Here is a 17,913-nt window from a genome sequence, read left to right on the forward strand (position 1 = left end):
TAAACCTGAAAACATGCCTGCGACGCCGCGAGAGATGCGGGCATGAGCCCCATTTCCTGTGCCCCATGTCGCAGCGGGGCTGGCATGCGCGCTGCGCCCGTTATAGGACTCGGGGCCATTCCCGAAGCGGCACGGAACCTCACGCTGTGGCAGTCTACACCGATATCAACGAACACGACCTCAAGGCCTTCCTGGCGCAGTACGATGCCGGGGAACTGCTCTCCTATAAGGGTATCGCCGAAGGCGTCGAGAACACCAATTTCCTGCTGCACACGACCAAGCAGCCGCTGATCCTGACGCTTTACGAAAAGCGCGTCGATCGAAACGATCTGCCCTTCTTCCTCGGCCTGATGCATCACCTGTCTGAGCGCGGTCTGTCCTGCCCGCTGCCTTTGCCGCGCAAGGATGGCGAACTCCTGGGCGAACTCTCTGGCCGCCCCGCCGCGCTCATCTCCTTCCTCGAAGGCATGTGGCTACGCAAACCGGAAGCGCAGCATTGCCGCGAAGTCGGCAAGGCGCTCGCCGGCATGCATGTGGCCGGCGAAGGCTTCGAACTGACGCGCCCGAATGCTCTGTCGCTCGAAGGCTGGCAGACGCTCTGGGCAAAGTCGGAAGCGCGTGCTGACGAGGTGGAAACCGGGCTGGAGGAAGAAATCGGCGCCGAGCTCGATTTCCTCGCAGCGCACTGGCCGAAAGATCTGCCCGCCGGCGTCATCCATGCCGACCTCTTCCCCGACAACGTCTTCTTCCTCGGCGATGACCTGTCGGGCCTGATCGACTTCTACTTCGCCTGCAATGACTTCCTCGTCTACGATCTCTCGATCTGCCTCAATGCCTGGTGCTTCGAGAAGGACGGCTCCTACAACATCACCAACGGTAAGGCGATGATCGAGGGGTATCTCTCGGTGCGCCCGCTGTCTGCCGATGAGATCGCAGCCCTCCCGGTCCTCTGCCGTGGCTCGGCTTTGCGCTTCTTCCTGACGCGCCTTTACGACTGGCTGACGACGCCGGAAGGCGCGCTGGTGGTGAAGAAAGACCCGCTTGAATATCTGAAGAAGCTGCGCTTCCACCGCGCCGTCAGCAATGCCTCCGAATACGGATTGATTTCATGAAACACGTTGACATCTTCACCGACGGTGCCTGCTCGGGCAATCCCGGCCCCGGTGGCTGGGGCGCCGTGCTCCGCTACGGAGACGTCGAGAAGGAGCTGTGCGGCGGTGAGGCCAACACCACCAACAACCGCATGGAACTGCTCGCCGCCATCAGCGCGCTGAATGCGCTTAAGGACACCTGCGAGGTCGATCTCTACACCGACAGCAAATACGTCATGGACGGCATTTCCAAGTGGATCTTCGGCTGGAAGAAAAACGGCTGGAAGACCGCCGACAAGAAGCCGGTCAAGAACGGCGAAATCTGGCAGGCCCTCGATGCCGCCAACCAACGCCACAAGGTCAAGTGGCACTGGGTCAAGGGCCATGCGGGGCATCCTGAAAACGAACGCGCCGATGAACTCGCCCGAAAGGGCATGGAGCCGTTCAAGACTTCGAATTTCGGCAAGTCACTGCTGGTGAAGTGAGCGGGATAGGACGTTCACTGAACCCCGGATTTGCACGGGTACAATCAGTGTCGCCGCCACGTTATGATGCCCCTCGCGAATGCGGGAGCTGGGGAGCATCGCTGCCATTCGCGAGACAGATGGATGTCCGTTCGGCGGGTGGCGGGTATGGCGGTCAGGACTATCAGATACGTCAATAACGCCGCGAAGAAGGCGGTTCAAAAACTGCCGCATACGGTCGCAATCGACTTTCTCAACGACCTGAACTTCGTGGCCGCAGGCAAGGATCCGCGCTCACCGTTCAAGCACTTGCCCGAACTCGGCGCAGGTGTGATCGAATTGATTGAGAACGGTTCACCGGCCTATCGGTTGGTCTACTGCGCCAGGTTTCTTGATACGGTCTTCGTTCTTCACGCATTCACGAAGACCACCAACGGTGTGGACAAAAAGGCCATGGTCACTGTGAAGGATCGCTACAAGGAAATGATGGCGATCATCCGGGACGAGGAAAAACGGAGCCGCGCGAAAGGCTGATGGGGCTTGGTATCTCAGGCTGCGGCTGTTTCCACGGCGCAAACCACCCTATGCTCGCCATCAACGGAGGGGCGAAGGCGGTAGCCGAGCTTGGCCAGATAGCCAATCAGTCGATCCGAGGAGAAGAGGCTGATCTTCCCGCGTAGCAACTCGCTCACGCGAGGCTGGGGAATGCTGAGCGCCTCCGCAATGTCAGACTGCCTCCAGCCCTTGTGTTCGATGATGTCGATCAGCGTCATCATCAGATCCGAACGGAATTGCAAGTCCGCAGCAAGCGAGGTGTCTTCGGTGATCGACTCGAAGATGTTGCTGTAGGTAAGCTTTTCCGACATGTGTCCGCACCAATTTATACTGATTTCGGTATAAGCTGGTCTCTATTCGGAAGAATGTCAAGATTGACGGAGGAGTGAGCGACCCTCACCGCATGGCGCGCGCACCCTTGCCCTTTCCCCTATTCCCCCTATGCTCGCCTCAAAACGAAACATCCGGGAGACATCCATGATCCAGCACTGCGTGTTCCTGCGCTTCAAGGCCGCTGTCCAGGAGGCCGAGAAGCAGGCGATCTATGCCGCGATCGCGGAACTGAAGGATGTCGTGCCCGGCATGCTTGAGGTGAGGTCGGGCCCGAATGTCTCGCCAGAGGGCCTGAGCGGCGGCTATAACGACGGCTTCATCGTCACCTTCGAGGATGAACTGGTCCGCGACTACTATCTGAAGCACCCGCAGCACGTCGCGGTCGGCGAGCGCATCGTCCATGCGACCGATGGCGGCCTTGCTGGCATCTTGGTCTTCGACCTCGCCCATTGACGAAAAAGCCCTCCCGGCGAGGGGAGGGCTCATCGACCATCAGTCGTATCGTTTGCGGTCAGCTCGATTTCGCCATGGCGGCCGACAGCTGGTCGACATTGTAGCGGAACATCTGCTCATATGTCGGCGCCGGTCCGTCCTTCTCCGACAGCGACTCGACGTAAAGCTCCCCGCCCGACTGCGCGCCGGTCACACCGGCGATCTGCTCGACAAGGCGCGGATCGTTGGAGTTCTCCAGGAAGTAGCTCTTCACATGTTCGGTCTTGATCTGCTCGATCAGCTCCGCGATATCGGCAGCCGACGCTTCCGTCTCGGTCGACAGCCCGAGCGACGACAGGAAGGTCACGCCATACTCCCGGCCGAGATAGCCGAAGGCGTCGTGGCTCGTCAGGATCTTCCGGCTCGCTTCCGGGACAGCGTCGAATTTTTCGTGAGCATAGGCGTCGAGTGCATCAAGCTTGGCCTTGTAAGCCTTCGCATTGGTTTCGAAATCCGCCGCATCGTCAGGGTCGGCCTTGGCAAGTGCTGCCTCGATATTGTCGACCCAGACCTTTACGTTCACAGGGCTGTTCCACACATGCGGATCGGTCACGGTCTTGCCGTCCTCTTCCATGCTGCGCAGCGTAATCCCGTCGGATACGACCACCGGCTTGCCTTCATAGCCCGAGGCCGAGATCAGCCGTTCCATCCAGCCTTCCAGGCCCTCGCCGCTGATGAAGGTCACCTTGGCCGCCTTCAGCGCCTTGGCGTCAGCAGGAGATGGCTCGAACTCATGCGGGTCGCCATTCGGCCCGACAAGGCTGGACACCTCGACATGATCGCCGCCCACCTGCGCCACCACATCGGCGAGCACGGTGAAGGAGGCCACCACCTTGACCGGTTCGCCGGCCAACGCCGTTGAACCGTAAAGCGACGCGATCAGGGGGAGGGCGGAGAGAAGGGAGAGCTTGCGGATCATCGGACACTCCTTTGGTGTGCGGTTGGAAAAGCGGCAGGCGTCAAGCCTTGAGATGCGGCCGGGGGAAGAAGCGGCGGGCAATGCCCATCGGGGCTATGAGGATGGACAGGCCGTAGAGGATGGCGGCCGTGAGGATGATCGTCGGGCCTGAGGCGAGTTCCAGGTGGAAGGAGGCGATCAGCCCGACATAGCTGGAGACAATCGCTGTCACCGCCGAGACCGCCATCATGCCGGGCAGGGTGCGCGCCCAGAGCTGCGCGATCGCCGCCGGCAGCATCATCAGCCCGACCGCCATCAGCGTTCCCAGCGCCTGGAAGCTGGCGACGAGGTTGATGACCACGAGCAGCAGGAAGGCGAAGTGATAGAGCGATCCCCGGCCGCCAACGGCCCGCAGGAAACCGGGGTCGAGGCATTCCAGCACCAGCGGCCGATAGATCAGCGCCAGCGCCACAAGCGTCAGCGTGCTGATCGCGCCGATCAGCGTCAAAGCCTGCGCATCGATGGCGAGGATCGTACCGAACAGCACATGCAGGAGATCGATATTGGAGCCGCGCAGCGAGACGATCAGTACCCCGAGCGCCAGCGACGCCAGATAGAAGCTGGCAAAACTCGCATCCTCCTGCAGCACGGTGGAGCGGCTGACGAGGCCGGAGAGAACGGCGACAGACAGGCCGGCCACAAGCCCGCCAATGCCCATGGCCGTCAGTGACAGCGAGCCGGCGACGAGATAGCCGATGGCAGCACCGGGCAGCACCGCATGGCTCATGGCATCGCCCATCAGGCTCATGCGCCTCAAGAGCAGGAACACCCCAATCGGCCCGGCGCTGAAGCCGAGGCAGACGGCCGCCATCAGCGCGCGCCGCATGAAGCCGTAATCGGCAAAGGGCGCAATCAGCAGGTCGAAGAAGCTCATGCCGCCGTTCTCCCGCTGATATTCGCGGGCTGGCAGACCTCGGCATCTTCGTCCCAGCGCTCGGCCATGCTGCGCATCGACAGGAGGTTGGCCGGTGTCAGAACGTCCTCGGTCGCACCCCAGCCGATCAACTCCCGTGCCAGGAGCAAGGTCTCGGGAAAGTGGCTGCGCACCTGGTCGAGATCATGCAGCACGGCGATGACCGTGCGGCCCGCGCCATGCCAGCCGGCAACGAGATCGATCAGATCGCGGGTGGTGCGCGCATCGATGGCGGTAAAGGGTTCGTCGAGCAGGATGACCTGGGCATCCTGCAGCAGAAGCCGTGCAAACAACACGCGCTGGAACTGCCCGGCCGAGAGCGAGCCGATCTCGCGCCGCTCGAATCCCTCGAGCCCGACAGTCGAAAGTGCTTCGCGTGCTCTGTCCGTCTCTTCCCGGCCGATGCGTCCGAACGCCCCCACCCGCCGCCAGGCGCCGAGCATGACGGTGTCGAGCACGCTGATCGGAAAGCGCCGGTTGATCTCGGCGGCCTGCGGCAGATAGCCGAAGTCATGGGCGGTGAGAGCATGTTCGATGCGGCCCTCGGCGGGGCGGATCTCGCCCATGATCGCCTTGAGCAGGGTAGACTTTCCCGCCCCGTTCGGCCCGGCGATTGCCGTCAGGCTGCCCTGTCTGATCACGCCCGAGAGATGGTGTACGGCCGGGTGGCGCTGATAGGTCAGCGTCAGATTGTCGATGCGGATCAGGCTCATGGGAGTGCCACGGCCCATTGGATGCCGGCCCAGATAAGCGTGATCAACAGCAGCACAAAATACAGGCGGGCCAGAGCCGACCGGGCGAGCAGGCTTGGGAGAAAGGCGGGTTCGTCCATCGGCAGCCCATCATGAATGTAATAACATTACAAACGCCAAAGGCGCTCTAATTGCGGCGAAATCAAGGCCGGTGTGGGGGCCGCCGCCACCGATTGCGTTGTGTAACTTGTCTCGCACCTGTCATCCGGCCCTGCTAGCCTCGTCTTGTTCCATCATCCAGCGTCAAAGGAGACATCCCCATGCGCAGCTTGTCGCTTGTGCTTTCCGCATTCCTTCTTGCCGCGCCGGGGCTTGCCCGCGCGCAAGATCCGGTCGAACTCACCGTGATGAGCTTCAACATCTGGGGTGGCGGCGGCAATTCGGGAAAGCCGGTGGATGAGACCGTGGCCGTGATCAAGACGGTCAATCCTGACATTGTCGGCATGCAGGAAACACGTCTGGAACCGGATCCCTGCACCGCCGAATCCTGCGCTGCGGTCGGTGAGAGCAAAGCGAAGGCCATCGCCGAAAAGCTGGGCTATTTCTACTACGACCAGAGCCAGCAGAACGTCGCGCTATGGGCCAATGCCATCCTGAGCCGCTATCCGATCGGCAAGGCAACGCCGCATGACCTGGGCGTCGAAATCGATGTAAATGGCCACAAGGTCTATGCCTTCAACCTGCACCTGACGGATTTCCCCTATCAGCCCTATCAACTGCTCAACATCGAATACGGCACGGCGCCTTTCCTGAAGACGGCGGCAGAGGCGCAAGCGGCAGCAAAGGCGGCGCGGGGGCCGGCATTGGATCTGTTCTTCGAGGATCTGAAACAGGCCGATGGTGCCGACGCCGCCTTCGTCTTCGGCGACTTCAATGAACCCTCACATCTCGATTGGACGGAAGCCGCAGTCAAGGCCGGCCATCAGCCGCTCGCGGTCGCCTATCCCTCGGCATTGCGCATCGAAACGGCAGGTGGTTTCACCGATCTCTTCCGCGCGGCCTTCCCCGACCCGGTCGCCAAGCCCGGCTTTACCTGGACGCCCACCTCCGAACCGACCGCCAAAGACGACCACCATGACCGCATCGACTATACGCTCGGTCGGGCGAAGAACCTGAAGGTCTTGAAAGCCGGTATTGTCGGCGAAAAGGCGCCCGAGGCCGATGTTGTTGTCACGCCGTGGCCATCAGATCATCGGGCGACGATGGCGGTGGTGCAGTTTTGAGGACTTGCTCGGTTAAGGAGGCCTAGTCTCTAGTCCTTGGAGATTGTGGTAGCCCCCTCTGCCTTGCCAGGCATCTCCCCCACAAGGGGGGAGATCGAATGACGGCAGCGCTCGCCACGTTGGCCGGTTTTCGGGTCAGAACTTATCGTATCGGCATGCCGATCGCGGGTTCCAATCTCCCCCCTTGAGGGGGAGATGTCCGGCAGGCTAGAGGGGGCAATCCGCCCTCCAGCTTCTCCGGACGCAAACATCACATCAGAGCTGCTCGATCATCGTCGCGGCAGACGAAACAGTCGCCTGGCCAGGGTTTTCCTCGATGTTAAGGCTCTTCACCACGCCGTCCTCAACGAGCATCGAATAGCGCTTGGAGCGTACACCCAGACCGCCGCCCGAGAGATCGGCATCGAGACCCATCGCCTTAGTGAAGGACGCATCCCAGTCGGCGAGGAAGTGGATCTTGCCGAGGCCGCCCGAGTGCTGGGCCCAGGCGCCCATGACATGCCAGTCGTTGACGGAGACGACGGCGATGTCGTCGACGCCGCGCTCCTTCAGCGCGTCGCGGTTTTCCAGGTAACCCGGCAGGTGGTTTAGTGTGCAGGTCGGGGTAAAGGCGCCGGGCACGGCAAACAGCACGACCTTCTTGCCGGAAAACAGTTCGTCCGTGCTGATCTCCACGGCACCGTCAGCCGTCTTTTCCTTGAAAGTTGCCTTGGGCAGCGTGTCGCCAATCGCAATGGTCATCGAAATCATCCCCATGTTTCTCGTGCCGGCCCTTATGCCGGTCGTCGCGTCGGCGCCAAATATAGAAGCGGGTCAATCAAAGGCAAGGGTCGTTTCCATGGCGCGATCTCCGGCCACGACGAGAATGCCCCACTGCTTGCCAGCCATCGTATAACCCTTGGGCAGTTTGCCGATCGGCAGGGTGTAGAGTGCCTCGCCATTGGTGCCGACCGACACGTCACCGTCGACATAGACATGCCCGCTCGGCCCGCTGACGAAAATTTCGGGCTTGGTCACGCCGGCTGGCAGGCGCAGCGAAACCTGCAGGCTTTTGAGATCCGGCCGCATCGCGTGGCTGATAACGCGAAAGTCTCCGCTCGGTCCCGGCGGCACCTGACGTTTGGCCTCTTCCACCAGCGCCACCTCTTGCGGATCGGTTCCGACTTCGGCGGCGGGGTCGACAGTCAGATCCGCCTGGAAGGGAATGCAGATATTCTGGCAAACGCCGACAAAGGCGTTAATCCTGAAGGGGCGCTCCCCGCCGGCATGGGTCAGCACCAGCGGCAGCGCCACAGGATGGTCGTAACCGACATCTTGCATGTCCCCCGACGACAAGAGCTTCGGAACGGGGAAGTCGACCCGGGCCACGCGGTATTCGGCTCCCGGCGCCGCCGTAATCGATGGCGGGATGCCGACATCGCCGGGTTCCTTCCAATAGGTGATCCATCCCTTTTTAGGCTCGATCAGCAGCACGCCCTCCCGGCTGCCATCCGCCTTGGCGGGCAGGAGAACGAGACGCATGCGTCCGCCTTCGTTCATCGCCCAGGGGCTGCTGGCCGCGTGGGCGGGGGGCGCGAACATCGGCAGGCAGGCAGGGACAACCGCTGCAAGAGCCGCAAGGACAGCGACTGCCGCAGGGCGAAGAGCGTGAAGCCGGCGCTGGAGAGAAACATGGAAACGGTGGATCATGCCCAAATCTCTAGGCGATCAGATGTGGGTATGCCAGTCACGCTTCAGCGACCTGCATCATTTTGGGTTGATCAGTGCCACCTTCTGCCCCATCTTGATTTGGAGACCACCTGAACCAGGCATCGAACGATGGCCGCAAGGCAGACCGAGGAGGCAGGCATGGCATTGTCGTCGAAGACATCCCTGAGAGAGCGCGGCTTCCTGGACGGCCAGCTGCTGATCGCCATGCCCGGCATGGCAGACGGCAACTTTGCGCGTTCGGTTGTCTATATCTGCGCCCATTCGGATGCCGGTGCCATGGGCTTCATCATCAATCGAGCCCAGTCGGTCACCTTCGCTGACCTCTTGTTGCATCTTGAGCTGATCGACCGCAACGACGCGATCATGCTGCCAGATCATGCCCGCCATTTCCCCATCCAGTGCGGCGGGCCGGTGGAGCAGAACCGTGGTTTCGTGCTGCATTCGGACGACTATCTCTCCGATAGCTCCATTCCCGTCAGCGACGACATCTCGCTCACCGCCACCCTCGATATCGTCCGCGCCATCTCGGACGGGCGCGGCCCCCGGCACGCCACCATGCTGCTCGGCTACGCCGGCTGGGGTCCGGGCCAGCTGGAAGAGGAGATCGCGCAGAACGGCTGGCTGAACTGCGCCGCCACCGAAGAACTCATTTTCGACCGGTGCCTCGACAACAAGTATGACCGGGCGCTGGCGCTGATGGGCATCAGCCCGGCCATGCTGTCGATGGATGCGGGACACGCCTGAGACATTCGGCAGAGATCCCGTTATTGCTATTGAAATTCCAGCTGCTTCTGAATGGACTGTAAATTGTCCAAAGCGCGTTCATTGCCCTCAATCGCGCTCTTGTTGCGGATCATCAAATCATCGAAGAAATTCGGAGAACTGTATTTCGACCAATCGACGTCAGCTGAGGGAGATACGGCTCCGATCCCGGGTGTCGTGGCGTCTGCTTTCAGGTCGATTTTAGTCGTTGCGGCCTTCAACGCATTGCTGAGTTGCACCAGTTCACCACGAATGGCCTTGTTTTCCTCCGCAAGACGACTGACCTCCTTGGTGAGGTCCTGTGCGGCTGCCTTCAGCTCGAAGGAAAACTTGTCGCTCGACCATTCAAATTTGGAGATGAGGGGAAGCGCCAGCAAAGCGATGCCCGCACCAAGGAAAATCGAGTGCCCGGTGCTTACTGGCATGTTTCGTATGACCAGCACCAAGGCCAGCGCGATGACTATTGCGCCGATGATGGCCAATACCCAAGGAGCAACACTGGCAGGCGCAGTTGTATCGGTTTGGCTGGCCGCCACTGCTGTGGACGTTGCCTGAGCGAGCGCGAGCAAAATCATATCTTGTCCCCCAGTTTGAGACGAGTAAGCCGCACCTGGGAGCAGAATACGTCTAGCCTGCAAGAATTGCAACTCAGGATCGAGTTTTTCTGCTGTGCTACTTGATGGCGCTTTGCTCCGTAGGTTGTATTCTGCTTGCAAAGACCGAGCTGACTTCACAAAGTGGTCGAGCCACACCGCAGTCGATGACACAACCGGGACCCCGTTACATGCCCTCCACAGACGTCCTCATCGCCTTCTTCATCACCACCGCCGTCTTCGCCTTCATTCCAGGCCCGGCGATGCTATTCGTTGCCGCCCGTACCCTGGCAGCCGATCGCCGTGCCGGTCTTATGGCAACGCTCGGCATCCATATTGGCTGCTACGTGCATGTCGTGGCCGCAGCCGCAGGCCTGTCGATCCTCTTCCATGTGGTGCCCACGCTTTATGTGGTGGTGAAGCTGGCAGGTGCCGCCTACCTGATCTATCTCGGGGTTCGCATGTTCCGTGCCGCCCGCATGATGGCAGTTGCAGGTGCAGCTATGCCAGCCGTAAAACCGGCCGGCCGCGCCTTCGTGGAGAGCGCGCTCGTCGAGCTGCTCAATCCCAAGACGGCGATCTTTTTCCTCGCCTTCCTGCCGCAATTCATCGATGCGGCAGCAAGTTTTCCGGTCTGGCTACAGTTCGTCATCCTCGGAACCGTGGTCAATATCATGTTCACGATTGCCGATATCGCCTGCGTGATGGCGGCCAGCACGATCACCCGGCGCTTGGCGCGGGTCTCGTCCCTGCGGCGAAATCTCCAGCGGGCAGGGGGTGCGGTCCTTGTCGGGCTTGGCCTGCACGTCGCATTCCAGCGCACGTGAGGCAGGGAAGCCTCACGCCCGTTTCATCAGCGGAAACCGTTCCTTCAAAAGCCGCAGCACCGAGTCCGATCCGAGCGGCGGGCCGAAGAGATAGCTCTGGCCGTATTCGCAGCCCATCATGGCGAGATCGGCGGCGTCCTGGTCCGTCTGGATGCCTTCGGCCACCACGGTCATTTCGAGGCCGCGCGCCATTGAAATGACGGAGCGCAGCAGCACGGCCCGCTTGTCCGACTGGTCGCAGACGAGTGCCTTGTCGAGCTTGATCGTGTCGAAGGGGAACCGGGTGAGGTAGGCAAGCGAGGAATAGCCCGTGCCGAAATCGTCGAGCGCCAGGCTGATGCCGGTGTCCTTCAGCTTTTCCAGCATCAGGCGCGCCTGTTCCGGGTTTTCCATCACGACGCTTTCGGTGAGCTCCAGCTTGATCCGCTTCGGATCGCACTGGGTCTTGATCAGCATCGCCCGAACATCATTATAGATTTCGCTGGAGATCAGCTGCGCGGACGACAGGTTGACCGAAACGAAGATCGGCAGCTCGCCGGTCTGGCGCTCCCAGTCCATCAAGTCCGTCGAGGCCCGCTCCAGAGCGAACATGCCGAGCGGCTCGATCAAATCCGACATTTCGGCAATCGGGATGAATTCCGTCGGCGGAATATTCCCGCGTTTCGGATGGTCCCAGCGCATCAGCGCCTCGAAACCGGCAATCTCGCCATTGGAAAGGTTGACGATCGGCTGATAGGCCATCGACAACTCCTTACGCTCGATGGCGCGGCGCAGGTCCGTTTCGAGCTGCAGGCGGTCGGTGCTGACGGTGCGGAAAGCCGGGCGGAAAGGTTCCACGCGATTGCCGCCGGAGCGCTTGGCCCGATACATGGCAAGCTCGGCATCGGCGAGCAGGCTGGCGGCACTCTCCTGCTGGTCGACCCAGGAGACGAGGCCGATCGAGGCTGTCAGGCTGATTTCGCGATTGGCGAAGTTGAGCGGCACCATGATCGCCTTTGACACGGCATCGGCGAAGTCGGCAATCTTTCCAGGGTCCTTTTCCGACACCAGGATCAGACCGAATTCGTCGCCCGAGAGACGCGCTAGCGTGTCCTGCGGCTTGAGCAGCCGGCGCAGGCGCCGGGTAATCGCGATCAGAATGTTGTCGCCGGCCGCAATGCCGAGCGCATCGTTCACTTGCTTGTAGCGATCAATGTCGATGGCAAGCACCGTCGGTCTGACGCCATCAGAGGCGGGTGCGAGCGACAGGATCGCCTGTAGCCTGTCGAGGAAGACCTCACGATTGGGCAGGCCCGTCAGATTGTCGTGCATGGCATCGACCAGCAGCCGGTCGATCGAGTTCTTCTGCTCGGTGACGTCGATGATCGTGCCGACGCAGCGGATGACTTCGCCATTCGAGCCGAGCACCGGCCGGGCGCGGATCTTCAGCCAGTGAAAGTGGCCATCCTCGGCGCGGATGCGGAATTCATGGCTGAGGCGCCCCTTGCGATGTTCGAGCAGAACGTCGAGCGTCGCACGAAACCGGTCGCGGTCGTCGGGATGCAGGCGCGGCAGCCAGTTGCGTGCCGGTCCATGCATGGTACCGGGGGACAGGCCGAGACGCACCGAAACATCGGGACTGGTGACGACACGGTCGCGCGCCACGTCCCAGTCCCAGACGGTGTCGCCCGAGCCGGTCAAGGCGAGCGACTGCCGCTCGAGGTCGGAGAAGAGACCCTGCTGATAGGCACCGCCGGCAAAGGCGTGCTGCATGACGGTAAAGCCGATCAGGAGAACGATGAGGACGAGCCCGCCGCCCAGCGCCGGCTGAATGATGTCGTTCGACAACTGCCCGGTCACAGTCATCCAGCCGCCGAAGAGCCACACCAGGATCAGCACCCAGGTCGGCACCAGCAGGACGGCACGGTCATAGCGGTTGAAGCCCAGATAGATGATGAGGCCGATGCCGACGACGCCGGTCAGTGCAAATGACATCCGCGCAATTCCGGCGGCGATGGAGGGGTCGACGATGGCGACCCCGAAAAGCGCCGCAAGCCCAAGCATCCAGGCGAGCGTCGCATAGCCGAGATGCACGTGCCAGCGGTTCAGGTTAAGATAGGTGAAGAGGAAAATGACCAGCGAGGAGGCGAGCGCCACTTCGGCGCCCGCACGCCATATTCGCACATCCGACGAGGTGATCGAGATCAGCTTTTCGAGAAAGCCGAAATCCACGCAGATATAGGCGAGCACCGCCCAGGCGAGAGCGGCTGCCGCCGGCAGCATGGATGTGCCCTTGACGACGAAGAGGATGGTCAGGAACACGGCGAGCAGGCCGGCGATGCCGAGAACGATGCCGCGATAGAGGGTGAATGCGTTGACCGTATCCTTGTAGACGTCAGGCTCCCACAGATAGATCTGCGGCAGGTTCGGCGAGGCGAGTTCCGCAACGAAGGTGATCACGGTCCCGGGATTGAGCGTAATGCGGAAGACATCGGCATCCGGGCTCGGCACGCGGTCGAGCGCAAAGCCTTCCGACGGTGTGATCGCCATGATGCGCTGAGACCCGAGATCCGGCCAGAACATCTTCGACCCGGACAGGCGGAAATGCGGAGCGACGATGACGCGTTCGAGCTGTTCCTCGGAGACATTGGCAAGCGCGAAAACGGCCCAGTCTCCCTGGTGTGTGTCGGAACTCGAGCGCACCTCGATGCGTCGACGGATGCCGTCGGCACCCGCGGCGGTCGAAACCTGGAAGGCTGCGCCCTGATTGGTGTAGATTTCGGTCGTCGCGGTCAGGTCGAGCGCGGTGTCGTCGCGGGCAATCTTGACCGGTTCGACGGCAAATGCCGGTGCGGCAAGACCAAAACACAGGGTCGAGACGAGGGCGACAACGAGGAGCATCAGGCGCCGAGCCGCGCGCGGAGCGATCACGGTTTGCGTCATGAGCCTGCTTTGCCGTTCCGTCCCCGAACAGGGGCGATCTTCGAAAACAGCACGTGGTCGCGCCATTCTCCGTTGATTTTCAGATATTCGCGCAAAAGACCTTCTCGCTCAAATCCCGCTTTCTCCAGCAGGTGTATGCTGTTGACGTTGTCGGGAATACAGGCTGCCTCGATGCGGTGCAACTCGAGCGGCCCGAAGATGTAGGGAATAGCCAGTTGAAGTGCGGCAAACATATGGCCTTTGCCGGCATGTTTCTCGCCCATCCAGTATCCGATCATGCAGGCCTGCGAGGCACCGCGGCGAATGAGGCCGACGGTCAGCCCCCCTAGAAGCTCGCCCGTGTCCTTTTCGAACAGGAAGAACGGCACCGCCATGCCGGAATGAAATTCCTGCTCGTTGCGCAGAACCCGCTGGCGAAACGCGCGTTCGGTCAGTTCGTCGGCCCGCCAGGTCGGTTCCCAGGGCTGCAGGAAGGCGCGGCTGTCGCGCCGCAGCGCATGCCAGGCCTCGAAGTCGCGGTAGCGGGCAAGCCGCAAAAGATGCCGTTCGCCCACGAGTTCCGGCAGCTCCGCCTGTCGCGACAGAAACCGAAAGACCGAGCGCGTCATCCTGGAACTCCCAGAGAGATCCGGCGGCATCCCGCCGGATGATTTCATTCGCGGCGTCCCTAGCCGGCGGCCTTGCGCGCGCCTTTGGGCTGGAGGCTCAGTGCACCGGCGATCTCATCCAGCGAGACCAGCTTGTCCACCGGGCCGATGGCTGACAGCGTCGGTGCGGTATCGAAGAACAGGCGGCCGGCAAGATCGGTCAGCCGTTCGGTCGTGATGCCCGCCAGCCGTTCCATCATTTCCTGGTTCGGGATGGTCCGTCCGTAAAGCATCATCTGCCGGGCGATCTGGCCGGCGCGGGCGGCAGGGCTCTCCTGACCCATCAGAAGCTGGGCGCGGATCTGCGCGCGCGACCGCTCGATTTCCTGCTGGTCGATCTTTTCCGACGCCTTGCGCAGTTCCTCGATGATGACGGGCACGAGTTCCGGCAGGTTCTCGCCGCCGGTCGCGGCATGGATGCCGAAGATACCGGTATCGGAGAAACCCCAGTGGAAGGCATAGACGGAATAGCAAAGGCCGCGGATTTCCCGCACTTCCTGGAACAGCCGGGACGACATGCCGCCGCCCAGGATATTGGCGAGGATCTGCGAACAGTAGAAGTCGCGCATGTGATAGGCCTTGCCCTCGAAGCCGAGCAGCACCTGCGTATCCATCAGGTCGCGCTCTTCGCGGGCCTCGCCGCCGGTATAGCGGGCGAGATCCATCACGGGCGGAGCGGAGGGCTGGGTCGGAAGCGAGGCGAACCGCTGTTCGACCTGCTTGACGAAGGCGTCGTGATCGACTGCACCGGCGGCGACGACGAACATCCGGTCGGTCGTGTAATTGCGCGAGAGATAGGCGCGGATCTGGTCGCTGGTGAAGGACTGCACGGTTTCCGGCGTGCCGAGAATGCTGCGGCCGATCGTCTGGCCGTGAAAGGCCTGTTCGGAAAACCGGTCGAAGACAACGTCGTCGGGCGTGTCGTCGGCCGCCCCGATTTCCTGCAGGATGACGTGCTTCTCACGCTCCAGCTCTTCTTCGTCGAACACGCTGTCTGTCAGGATATCGGCGAGAATGTCGACCGCGAGCGGCACATTGTCCTTCAGCACGCGAGCATAATAGGAGGTGGTCTCGGTCGAGGTGGCGGCATTGACTTCGCCGCCAACATTCTCGATTTCCTCGGCGATCTGCCGGGCTGTGCGCTTGTTCGTGCCCTTGAAGGCCATGTGCTCGAGCAGATGCGCAATGCCATGCTCGGCTTCGGTCTCGTTGCGCGAGCCGGATTTGATCCAGGTGCCGAGCGCCACGCTTTCCAGATGCGGCATGTTCTCGGTTACGACAGTCAAACCCGATGGAAGCCGGGTGCACTCAACATTCATGGTCCGTCTTTCTGCGCTTCTCAATCAACCGCACGGGCATGTGTGCCGACAAAGCTTTCGACGGCCTTAAGTTCCGCGGGCAGGATTTCGAAGCGCTCCTCCCTGTCCGTCAGGTCAGCAAGCCATGTCGGAAGCGCGGGGTCAATACCGCAGGCTGATTTTACTGCAGCCGGGAATTTTGCCGGATGCGCAGTCGCGAGCACCACCATCGGGCTTTGCGGCTTCTCGAATTTCTGCGCCACATGCACGCCGACGGCGGTGTGCGGATCGAGCAGATAGCCGGTATCGGCAAGCACGGCCTTAATGGTCTTGGCGACTTCTTTCTGCGTCGCACGACCGGCACGGAATTCCTTGCGGATCGCCTTCAGCGCTTCCGGCTGGATCTCGAACGCGCCGGACTGCTTCAATCCCTCCATCGACGAGCGGATCGCAGCCGCATCTCGACCGTAGGATTCAAACAGCAGCCGTTCGAAGTTGGAGGAGATCTGGATATCCATCGACGGCGAGGTGGTCGCCATGACGCCCTTCATCTCGTAGCGTCCGGTCTTCATGGTGCGCGACAGAATATCGTTGTCGTTGGTTGCAATGACGAGCTTGTCGATCGGCAGGCCCATTTTCTTGGCCACGTATCCCGCGAAGATGTCGCCGAAATTGCCGGTCGGCACGGTGAAGGAGATCTTCCGGTCCGGCGCGCCGAGCGCAACAGCGGATGTGAAGTAATAGACCACCTGCGCCATGATGCGCGCCCAGTTGATCGAGTTGACGCCCGACAGCTTCACCCGGTCGCGGAAGGCAACGTCGTTGAACATCGCCTTCACCAGGTTCTGGCAGTCGTCGAAATTGCCCTCGACGGCGATGGCATGCACGTTCTCGTCCTTGCAGGAGGTCATCTGACGCTGCTGCACCGGCGAGACCTTGCCATGCGGGAAAAGAATGAAGATGTCGGTGCGGGCACGTCCCGCAAAGGCGTCGATGGCAGCTCCGCCAGTGTCACCCGAGGTCGCGCCGACGATCGTCGCCCGCTCGCCGCGCTTTTCCAGTACATGGTCCATCAGCCGTGCAAGCAACTGCATTGCCACGTCCTTGAAGGCGAGCGTGGTGCCGTGGAAGAGTTCGAGCACGAAGGAGTTCGGACCGGTCTGCACCAGCGGTGCCACCGCCGGATGCTTGAAGGTCGCATAGGCCTCGTCGATCATCGCGCGGAAGGTTGTGGGCTCGATCTCGCCATTGGTAAACGGCAGCAGCACCTCATAGGCCACGTCCTGATAGCTCTTGCCACGCAGGCCCCGGATCGCCTTTTTCGACATCTGCGGCCATTCGCGGGGCACGTAGAGGCCGCCATCGCGGGCAAGCCCTGCGAGAAGCGCGTCACAAAAGCCGAGGCTCGGAGCCTCTCCGCGGGTCGAGATATATTCCACGATGCTTATCCTTGAGCGTGTGTTGTCCGGATCGTTGGCGATCGCAAACCTATGGCGATTTCGATAAAGAGGTTTGCCATTTTGCGCCAGACCGGGCGGCTGAATTTCGCAAGCCCGGCAATGCCGATTGTGGGGCGGGCCTGCTGGGGCACGAAGGGTGCTGGATGGCAGATCGAAAATTGACTCAAATTGCCGGCTACCCAATCGATTTTTGTCGTGGCCGCTGGTATAGACCATCCGCAAGGGCGCTGAAAAGCCTCAAGTTTGACTGTTTTCCGGCTTTTTCGGCCGAGCATGCGGAAGGTGAATCTCGTGTCTGTAAACGTGTCGCGTGGTGTCTTGGTCGTTTCGTTGATGATGGCGCTCGGCGGCTGCAATGCCGGAAGCATGGGGTCGAGCCTCGGCCTGTCCTCGCCTGAGACGGCAGCGCAACCTGCGGCACAACCGGCCATGCAGGTCAGCGAAAACGGATCGGTTCAGCCTTTCGTCCAGGGCTTCTGCCCGCAGATCTCGCTGCGTGACGGAACCTCCTTCTATCGCACCTATGCCAAGTCGAAGAGCGAAGATCCCAAGGACGTCGTGTTCCAGGCGTCGCTCGCCGATACGACCCGCGCCTGCTCGCGCACCGACACGACGCTCACCATTACGGCGCTGTTGCAGGGTCGCCTGACCTCCGGGCCGCAGGGCAAGGCCGGCGCTATCAACCTGCCGATCCGCGTGACCGTGGTCGATGGTGATCAGGAGGTCTTCTCCGAGGTCGAACAATATCCTGTGACCCTCGCCGACGTGAACCAGCCGACCCAGTTCGTTTACAACAAGCAGGTCACGGTTCCCGGAAACGTCTCTGGCATGACGCGCGTCTATGTCGGCTTCGACGCGGGCAAAAAGAAAAAGTAACTTCCCCTCTCTAATCTGTGACGATCGTCGCTGCGAT

Annotated in this window: 19 protein-coding genes; 8 read left to right on the forward strand and 11 right to left on the reverse strand. The window is 61.4% G+C overall.

Going from position 1 to position 17,913, the window contains the following annotated elements; translation table 11 throughout:
• Positions 1-146: 146 nt before the first annotated feature.
• The 3 genes from ACT53S_RS04895 to ACT53S_RS04905 all read left to right on the forward strand — a co-directional run bounded on the left by ACT53S_RS04895 (position 147) and on the right by ACT53S_RS04905 (position 2,089).
• Positions 147-1,112: a homoserine kinase gene (locus ACT53S_RS04895; RefSeq protein ID WP_476066115.1), complete on the forward strand. Its 966-nt coding sequence runs from the start codon at positions 147-149 to the stop codon at positions 1,110-1,112.
• Positions 1,109-1,576 carry a ribonuclease HI gene (rnhA, locus tag ACT53S_RS04900; RefSeq protein WP_113375753.1) on the forward strand — a complete coding sequence of 156 codons (468 nt, stop codon included), beginning with the start codon at positions 1,109-1,111 and terminating at the stop codon, positions 1,574-1,576. Before ACT53S_RS04895 ends, rnhA begins: the two co-directional genes overlap by 4 nt.
• 123 nt (positions 1,577-1,699) lie before the next feature.
• Positions 1,700-2,089, forward strand: a complete 390-nt coding sequence (locus tag ACT53S_RS04905; protein ID WP_476066116.1) for a type II toxin-antitoxin system RelE/ParE family toxin — start codon at positions 1,700-1,702, stop codon at positions 2,087-2,089.
• Positions 2,090-2,103: 14 nt separating this feature from the next.
• On the opposite strand, the gene ACT53S_RS04910 is transcribed toward ACT53S_RS04905, so the two are convergent.
• Positions 2,104-2,421, reverse strand: a complete 318-nt coding sequence (locus ACT53S_RS04910) for a helix-turn-helix domain-containing protein (protein WP_476066117.1) — start codon at positions 2,419-2,421, stop codon at positions 2,104-2,106.
• A gap of 166 nt (positions 2,422-2,587) precedes the next feature.
• Here ACT53S_RS04910 and ACT53S_RS04915 point away from each other — a divergent pair, with 166 nt between their 5' ends.
• Complete coding sequence (locus ACT53S_RS04915; RefSeq protein WP_476066118.1) at positions 2,588-2,896, forward strand: Dabb family protein; 309 nt, start codon at positions 2,588-2,590, stop codon at positions 2,894-2,896.
• A gap of 58 nt (positions 2,897-2,954) precedes the next feature.
• Here the strand turns inward: ACT53S_RS04915 and ACT53S_RS04920 are convergent, their stop codons facing one another.
• From ACT53S_RS04920 to ACT53S_RS04930, 3 genes are read right to left on the reverse strand one after another with little or no spacing between them, the layout of a single operon-like run.
• Entirely contained in the window at positions 2,955-3,854 is a 900-nt protein-coding gene (locus tag ACT53S_RS04920; protein WP_476066119.1) for a metal ABC transporter solute-binding protein, Zn/Mn family, read from the reverse strand.
• Positions 3,855-3,894: 40 nt separating this feature from the next.
• Positions 3,895-4,767 carry a metal ABC transporter permease gene (locus ACT53S_RS04925; RefSeq protein WP_476066120.1) on the reverse strand — a complete coding sequence of 291 codons (873 nt, stop codon included), beginning with the start codon at positions 4,765-4,767 and terminating at the stop codon, positions 3,895-3,897.
• The gene (locus ACT53S_RS04930; protein ID WP_476066121.1) at positions 4,764-5,519 is read right to left on the reverse strand and encodes a metal ABC transporter ATP-binding protein; all 756 of its coding nucleotides are present in this window, start codon (positions 5,517-5,519) and stop codon (positions 4,764-4,766) included. Before ACT53S_RS04930 ends, ACT53S_RS04925 begins: the two co-directional genes overlap by 4 nt.
• 299 nt (positions 5,520-5,818) lie before the next feature.
• On the opposite strand from ACT53S_RS04930, the gene ACT53S_RS04935 reads away from it, so the two are divergent.
• Positions 5,819-6,781, forward strand: coding sequence for an endonuclease/exonuclease/phosphatase family protein (locus ACT53S_RS04935; protein WP_476066122.1), 963 nt, complete (start codon positions 5,819-5,821; stop codon positions 6,779-6,781).
• Between the two features lie 255 nt (positions 6,782-7,036).
• On the opposite strand, the gene ACT53S_RS04940 is transcribed toward ACT53S_RS04935, so the two are convergent.
• Positions 7,037-7,522, reverse strand: coding sequence for a redoxin family protein (locus ACT53S_RS04940; RefSeq protein ID WP_476066123.1), 486 nt, complete (start codon positions 7,520-7,522; stop codon positions 7,037-7,039).
• A gap of 72 nt (positions 7,523-7,594) precedes the next feature.
• Complete coding sequence (locus ACT53S_RS04945; protein WP_476066124.1) at positions 7,595-8,470, reverse strand: protein-disulfide reductase DsbD domain-containing protein; 876 nt, start codon at positions 8,468-8,470, stop codon at positions 7,595-7,597.
• A gap of 159 nt (positions 8,471-8,629) precedes the next feature.
• Here ACT53S_RS04945 and ACT53S_RS04950 point away from each other — a divergent pair, with 159 nt between their 5' ends.
• A complete protein-coding gene (locus ACT53S_RS04950; RefSeq protein WP_113375661.1) occupies positions 8,630-9,235 on the forward strand; it encodes a YqgE/AlgH family protein in 606 nt (201 codons plus the stop codon).
• 26 nt (positions 9,236-9,261) lie between these two features.
• Here ACT53S_RS04950 and ACT53S_RS04955 read toward each other — a convergent pair whose 3' ends face one another.
• Positions 9,262-9,828 (reverse strand): DMT family transporter, encoded by a 567-nt coding sequence (locus ACT53S_RS04955; RefSeq protein WP_476066125.1) that lies wholly within the window; start codon positions 9,826-9,828, stop codon positions 9,262-9,264.
• Between the two features lie 209 nt (positions 9,829-10,037).
• Between ACT53S_RS04955 and ACT53S_RS04960 the strand changes: the two genes are divergently transcribed.
• Complete coding sequence (locus ACT53S_RS04960) at positions 10,038-10,673, forward strand: LysE family translocator (RefSeq protein ID WP_476066126.1); 636 nt, start codon at positions 10,038-10,040, stop codon at positions 10,671-10,673.
• Positions 10,674-10,685: 12 nt separating this feature from the next.
• On the opposite strand, the gene ACT53S_RS04965 is transcribed toward ACT53S_RS04960, so the two are convergent.
• Genes ACT53S_RS04965 through thrC form a run of 4 tightly spaced genes read right to left on the reverse strand, consistent with a single transcriptional unit; the run spans position 10,686 to position 16,988 of the window.
• Entirely contained in the window at positions 10,686-13,553 is a 2,868-nt protein-coding gene (locus ACT53S_RS04965; protein WP_476066640.1) for an EAL domain-containing protein, read from the reverse strand.
• A gap of 38 nt (positions 13,554-13,591) precedes the next feature.
• The gene (locus ACT53S_RS04970) at positions 13,592-14,203 is read right to left on the reverse strand and encodes a GNAT family N-acetyltransferase (protein ID WP_113375642.1); all 612 of its coding nucleotides are present in this window, start codon (positions 14,201-14,203) and stop codon (positions 13,592-13,594) included.
• Between the two features lie 59 nt (positions 14,204-14,262).
• Positions 14,263-15,561, reverse strand: a complete 1,299-nt coding sequence (locus tag ACT53S_RS04975) for a M16 family metallopeptidase (protein WP_113375641.1) — start codon at positions 15,559-15,561, stop codon at positions 14,263-14,265.
• 20 nt (positions 15,562-15,581) lie between these two features.
• Complete coding sequence (thrC, locus tag ACT53S_RS04980) at positions 15,582-16,988, reverse strand: threonine synthase (protein ID WP_476066641.1); 1,407 nt, start codon at positions 16,986-16,988, stop codon at positions 15,582-15,584.
• A gap of 303 nt (positions 16,989-17,291) precedes the next feature.
• Between thrC and ACT53S_RS04985 the strand changes: the two genes are divergently transcribed.
• Positions 17,292-17,876 (forward strand): hypothetical protein, encoded by a 585-nt coding sequence (locus ACT53S_RS04985; RefSeq protein ID WP_113375659.1) that lies wholly within the window; start codon positions 17,292-17,294, stop codon positions 17,874-17,876.
• Positions 17,877-17,913 lie beyond the last annotated feature (37 nt).

It is taken from the genome of Allorhizobium sp. DMC15 (genome assembly GCF_056314065.1).

What these genes read in the sequence shown, in the direction of transcription:
- rnhA (WP_113375753.1), top strand. Translation starts at nt 1,109, where the DNA reads ATGAAACACGTTGACATCTTCACCGACGGTGCCTGCTCGGGCAATCCC.
- ACT53S_RS04955 (WP_476066125.1), bottom strand. Translation starts at nt 9,828, where the DNA reads ATGATTTTGCTCGCGCTCGCTCAGGCAACGTCCACAGCAGTGGCGGCC.
- ACT53S_RS04940 (WP_476066123.1), bottom strand. Translation starts at nt 7,522, where the DNA reads ATGACCATTGCGATTGGCGACACGCTGCCCAAGGCAACTTTCAAGGAA.
- ACT53S_RS04910 (WP_476066117.1), bottom strand. Translation starts at nt 2,421, where the DNA reads ATGTCGGAAAAGCTTACCTACAGCAACATCTTCGAGTCGATCACCGAA.
- ACT53S_RS04975 (WP_113375641.1), bottom strand. Translation starts at nt 15,561, where the DNA reads ATGAATGTTGAGTGCACCCGGCTTCCATCGGGTTTGACTGTCGTAACC.
- ACT53S_RS04950 (WP_113375661.1), top strand. Translation starts at nt 8,630, where the DNA reads ATGGCATTGTCGTCGAAGACATCCCTGAGAGAGCGCGGCTTCCTGGAC.
- ACT53S_RS04970 (WP_113375642.1), bottom strand. Translation starts at nt 14,203, where the DNA reads ATGACGCGCTCGGTCTTTCGGTTTCTGTCGCGACAGGCGGAGCTGCCG.
- ACT53S_RS04925 (WP_476066120.1), bottom strand. Translation starts at nt 4,767, where the DNA reads ATGAGCTTCTTCGACCTGCTGATTGCGCCCTTTGCCGATTACGGCTTC.
- ACT53S_RS04915 (WP_476066118.1), top strand. Translation starts at nt 2,588, where the DNA reads ATGATCCAGCACTGCGTGTTCCTGCGCTTCAAGGCCGCTGTCCAGGAG.
- ACT53S_RS04965 (WP_476066640.1), bottom strand. Translation starts at nt 13,553, where the DNA reads ATGCTCCTCGTTGTCGCCCTCGTCTCGACCCTGTGTTTTGGTCTTGCC.
- ACT53S_RS04905 (WP_476066116.1), top strand. Translation starts at nt 1,700, where the DNA reads ATGTCCGTTCGGCGGGTGGCGGGTATGGCGGTCAGGACTATCAGATAC.
- ACT53S_RS04960 (WP_476066126.1), top strand. Translation starts at nt 10,038, where the DNA reads ATGCCCTCCACAGACGTCCTCATCGCCTTCTTCATCACCACCGCCGTC.
- ACT53S_RS04920 (WP_476066119.1), bottom strand. Translation starts at nt 3,854, where the DNA reads ATGATCCGCAAGCTCTCCCTTCTCTCCGCCCTCCCCCTGATCGCGTCG.
- ACT53S_RS04945 (WP_476066124.1), bottom strand. Translation starts at nt 8,470, where the DNA reads ATGATCCACCGTTTCCATGTTTCTCTCCAGCGCCGGCTTCACGCTCTT.
- ACT53S_RS04930 (WP_476066121.1), bottom strand. Translation starts at nt 5,519, where the DNA reads ATGAGCCTGATCCGCATCGACAATCTGACGCTGACCTATCAGCGCCAC.
- ACT53S_RS04935 (WP_476066122.1), top strand. Translation starts at nt 5,819, where the DNA reads ATGCGCAGCTTGTCGCTTGTGCTTTCCGCATTCCTTCTTGCCGCGCCG.